Here is a 4661-nt window from a genome sequence, read left to right on the forward strand (position 1 = left end):
GCGTATGGAGTGTAAAACCTTTAACGGGTTGTGGCTAACCGATATAGACGATACAATACTGCCAAGCAGTGGTGGATCCCCCCGCATCTACAGCTACGTCTCCTCCTTCCTAAGGGTTCTCGATGACCACTGCATCCTAACCGTTCCAGTAACTTTTAAGACTAAGCCGGAGTTAAAGGAGCTTTCCAGGAGGCTCAACTATTCCTTCAAAGCCTACATAGCGGAGGGAGGTTGCTCTACCATTATCTCTGAAGCCCTGGTACACTCCTTTTCAACGAATGCGGCGAGCGGAGAGTTGGAGATAGTGTTGTGTAGGAGTAGATTAGTTCTGGATGAGATATTCAATAGTCTTGAAAACTCTTCATGTGCTGATAAATACGTGAGGCTGACAAGCCTCACACCTTATGAAGCCTCGGAACTCTTAAACACCTCTCTAAAAGAAGCAGAGAACGCTGTCAACAGAGAGTTCACCGAGGTCGTTTACTCCGGTAGCGGTGAATGCATCAAGATAATCGAGAAGAAGGCTGTCTCCCAGGGTTTCAAAGCTTTCAAAACCCGGAGATTCCTCCACCTCGCGGAAGCCGGGAAAGAAGAAGCTGTTAGACGCCTCCTGGGTCTTATAGGTCATAGGTTGAAGGGTTTAACCATATCCAGCGGGGACAGCCCAGCGGATGCCGCATTCCTCAGCACTGCTGAAGTACCTATAATTGTTTCAAACAGCCACGTAGACTGGTTTAGGAGATACCCCTACCTGAGAATCTCGGACTCTATCCCCTACTCCCTGATAGACACTGTTTCAAGACTTTTACTGTTGAAACAGCCAGCACTCAACCAGGCATACTGAAGCATCTATGCAAGGGCCTTGCAAACCGTTGTGGACAAGTGGTTGAAAACCTGTTATGATTGTTTTACCTTTGCTGATAAGTATTTGTGTATGCTGTGAGCAGCTTTCTTACCATCGCTGAAAGCGAGGACAACCGTTGCCTCCCCTCTCACAGCGTCTCCACCGGCGAAAACACCTGGGATACTGGTCTGTAATGCCTCGTCAACCTCTACTGTACCATCGTCACGGATCTTTAAGTCTGGAGCAGACTCGGCTAAAACCTTGTTAGGCACTAACCCTATTGCGATAATGACCGTGTCAGCGGCTAATTCTACGAACTCCCCTGTCCCCACAATCTTCCTCTTCCCCTTCTCATCGACTTCGTCGATGGGCTTCATCTTCTCAAATCTCACGCCTTTCACGAATCCTTTTCCATCCCCTATAAATTCAACGGGCTGTACAAAATACATGAAGCTGACTCCCTCCTCCTCCGCGTGCTTAACCTCCTCAAGCCTCGCCGTCTGGAGCATGTCCTCCCTCCCCCTCCTATAGGCCACAACTACTTCACTACCCATCCTCCTAGCTACTCTAGCAGCATCCATAGCGGTGTTCCCACCTCCTATGACGACAGTTCTCTTCCCCACCTTGACAGGCGTATCGTACTCGGGGAAACGGTCAGCCCTCATCAGGTTAACCCGGGTCAGGAACTCGTTGGCAGAATATATGTTGTTGAGGTTTACCCCGGGTATTTCGAGAAACTTTGGTGCTCCAGCACCCGTCCCGATGAATACTGCATCATACTCGTTAAGAAGCTCGTTAATTGAAATTGTTTTTCCCACTATATGGTTTAACCGGATCTCAACACCAAGGAAGGAGAGCTTCTCGATCTCGCTGTCCAAAAGCCTCTTGGGAAGCCTGAACTCAGGTATGCCGTACCTTAAAACCCCTCCAGGAGCATGAAGGGCTTCGTAAATAGTTACATTATACCCTAGCTTCGCAAGCTCGGCTGCACAGGCTAGCCCCGCGGGCCCTGAGCCTATTACTGCTACTTTACGCCCGTTCGGCTTTATCTTCTCCTTCATCTCCTCGAGAAGCTTTGCCTCCAGCCCGAGCGCCCTTGCTCTATCCCCAACGTATCTCTCCAGCTTCCCTATGCTCACAGCCTCACCTATTCTACCAACCACGCAATTAGCCTCGCACTGCAGCTCTTGAGGACAAACCCTGCCCGTTATCGAAGGAAACAGGTTATCCTCCCACATGATTCTCAGAGCCTTTTCCAAATCCCTGTTTTCGACGGCCTTAACGAACTCGGGGATTTTAATGGATATTGGGCAGCCCTTCACGCACGGTGCAAACCATAAGGGGCATTTTATACATCTTCCCGCCTCCCTCACCGCGTTCGCGTCGTCCAGGCCCAAGTCGACCTCTTCAAAGTCTCCGAGCCTTTCTAACGGGGGTCTCTCGTTAGATTTAAACCGTGACTTCACAACTCTTGACATGATGATCACCTAGCGATAATCTTGGAGAGGAAGAGGTTTTTCGCCTTCTCCTGCTCCTCGATAAATCTCTTATCCCTTCTCATCACGTCTTCCCAGTCTATGAGATGAGCGTTCATCACAGGCCCGTCTACGCAGGCAAACCTGACTGCTCCACCATAGAAGACTCTGCAAGACCCACACATCCCTGTCCCATCAACCATTATGGTTCTTACAAGGGCATAGTTTGGAATCCCATGTCTCCTCGTGAGTTCAGATGCTTTGAACATGCCAGCAAGGGATCCTCCTGTGAGTACAAGGTCTACTCTTCTCTCACTAATGATCTTCGAGATCAAATCCGTGTAATGCCCTTTAACCCCTGCGGAACCATCCAACGTTGTAACATAATGCTCGTCAGCATGCTTCTCAGCGAGAAACTCTTCTGGATAAACCTCTTTCCCTGTCTCGAAAGTTTGGATTGATATTACGTAGTTATCATATTTTTTCAATTCCTGTGTGAATGAAGCATTCTCAGCGTGCCCGCACACCGCGTCCGATGCGTAGATTACAGTGCCGTAGTGTTTTATGGGAAACTCCCTACCGTGAGGCCCTGAGACCGCGTAGATGTAGTCTCCGACTTTAAACCTATGGTATAACTCGAGGGTTGTCTTACCATGTCTCCTGATGAACATGCCTATTCTCCCATCTCTAACAGAGTAGACAGACTCCGGGATTCTCTCCCCTTTCTCATGAAGCATAAGGATAACGAAATTTCCAGGCTTCCACTTCCTAGCCACATGCGGTGCTTCAATCTCCATGTAGAAGTCAATGGAGTTTAAATCTATTTTTCCAGTTATCCTAAGCAAGTTGACACCTCTCGTTAGGTTAGGCTAACCTAAAAATACTATTATGTACCTTAACTTAAAAATCATCCAGGACCGCTACGATGAACTTAACGACTGCCCCTGTCACTCCGTCATAGTTAGGTTTGAATTCAGTTCATGAACACGTACTTTAAAACCCTTACCACAGCCTTGATTTCACAAACATGCTTTAGCGTGAGAACCCGGTTGTTGCGATGAGAGCCTGGGATTTACAATGTTTTTGAACACATTATCTATTTCGTCAGGCTTTGAACGTAGTTTTTCGTGCCTTGAAGGGTTTGTTGCAGTGGCTTCTGAAGGTTTGAGTGAAAGGATGTGCGGCGGCCGGGATTTGAACCCGGGATCTCCGGCTTGGGGGGCCGGCGTCCTAGTCCAGGCTAGACGACCGCCGCTTCTACTGTTTTAGAAATTACGGGTAAGGGTTTAAAATCTTTGAATGGTTTCAAGGATTGCTGACTGCGGGGATGTATATTGGTGTTCTTCTCCCCCCGCTGTAGAGTTTTAGAATCCCCCTTTTCTCGGCCTCTTTAAGTATTTTCTTAGCCACGCTTACTTTCACGTTTAACTGATTGGCAAGCGTGTATGGCGTGTAGTATTTAACCTCCCCCTTCTTAACCTCTCTCTCAAGCCTTCTCAAAATATCCTCTGTTGGCTGGAAGACCGTGGCTAACTGTACTTTGGACTCGCCAACCTCCTTAGCCGGTTTCTCGGGCTTAGCTTTCTTCTGAGCAGACACTTCATCCACCTCGACACTAATCAACTATTCTATGGATTAAGGTTTAAGGCTTTTTAATCTATCTCCTCTTGAACCCTTCTGTGAAAACGTCAAGGTAGAATGGTGCTACTGAAAATATTGAGATGAGCTCGGGAATTGCTGCGCCCGGGGGTGTTTTAATGGTGAAGTGTAATGCCCATGCAGCAACTGATGCGACGATGCCTGCTAGGGCACCGTTCCTACGCCACCCATCTGTTCTTGATGAGTAGTAGATCAGGAATGACAAAATTGTTATGAAGAACACTATGGATACGATGAAATGCGTCCTACCATACACCTCGTCGAAAACACCTACTAGAGCGAGCGAGAAGCCAGCAAAACCCATTATGGCCCTGTAGACAACCTCGACGTGCGAATCAATCAATGCTGTTGAGTATAGTAAGAAGCCTCCGAGGACGAGCCCGAGGTTGAAAAGTATTGCGACATTGCTCCTTGTAGCATGCCCTAGATCGCTTAAAGCGTTATCCACAATGTTGAACCAGCCTGAGAACGCTATAGCTAGGAGTATGAAAACCAGTGGAGTGAGGAAGGCTATAAAGGGTATGAACCGCCTTATATTCATGAGCCAGCCCTCAATTACGATATATAATCAACGGTATATTAATCCCTCAGCAGGTTCCTGATGTAGAGCTTATACGCCAAAGCAACTATTACTAAGCTCCACGCTCCCAGGCCTGCGAAATTGCCCCACGGGTTTATAGAGG

Annotated in this window: 5 protein-coding genes and 1 tRNA gene; 1 reads left to right on the forward strand and 5 read right to left on the reverse strand. The window is 48.0% G+C overall.

What is annotated here, in order from left to right:
- A partial coding sequence (locus AC3OH0_RS05395) for a hypothetical protein (protein ID WP_498345048.1) occupies window positions 1-844 on the forward strand: 844 nt, incomplete at its 5' end.
- A 53-nt stretch (window positions 845-897) separates the two neighbouring features.
- Here AC3OH0_RS05395 and gltA read toward each other — a convergent pair.
- From gltA to AC3OH0_RS05420, 5 genes are all read right to left on the reverse strand, one after another.
- Complete coding sequence (gene gltA / locus AC3OH0_RS05400) at window positions 898-2322, reverse strand: NADPH-dependent glutamate synthase (RefSeq protein ID WP_498345049.1); 1425 nt, start codon at window positions 2320-2322, stop codon at window positions 898-900.
- 5 nt (window positions 2323-2327) lie between these two features.
- Window positions 2328-3164: a sulfide/dihydroorotate dehydrogenase-like FAD/NAD-binding protein gene (locus AC3OH0_RS05405; RefSeq protein ID WP_498345050.1), complete on the reverse strand. Its 837-nt coding sequence runs from the start codon at window positions 3162-3164 to the stop codon at window positions 2328-2330.
- A gap of 334 nt (window positions 3165-3498) precedes the next feature.
- A tRNA-Gly gene (locus tag AC3OH0_RS05410) sits at window positions 3499-3574 on the reverse strand.
- A gap of 50 nt (window positions 3575-3624) precedes the next feature.
- Window positions 3625-3918 carry a 30S ribosomal protein S25e gene (locus tag AC3OH0_RS05415; RefSeq protein WP_498345051.1) on the reverse strand — a complete coding sequence of 98 codons (294 nt, stop codon included), beginning with the start codon at window positions 3916-3918 and terminating at the stop codon, window positions 3625-3627.
- 58 nt (window positions 3919-3976) lie between these two features.
- Complete coding sequence (locus AC3OH0_RS05420; protein ID WP_498345052.1) at window positions 3977-4519, reverse strand: DUF998 domain-containing protein; 543 nt, start codon at window positions 4517-4519, stop codon at window positions 3977-3979.
- Window positions 4520-4661 lie beyond the last annotated feature (142 nt).

The organism is Thermosphaera sp., from assembly GCF_059755995.1.

What these genes read in the sequence shown, in the direction of transcription:
- AC3OH0_RS05420 (WP_498345052.1), bottom strand. Translation starts at nt 4,519, where the DNA reads ATGAATATAAGGCGGTTCATACCCTTTATAGCCTTCCTCACTCCACTG.
- gltA (WP_498345049.1), bottom strand. Translation starts at nt 2,322, where the DNA reads ATGTCAAGAGTTGTGAAGTCACGGTTTAAATCTAACGAGAGACCCCCG.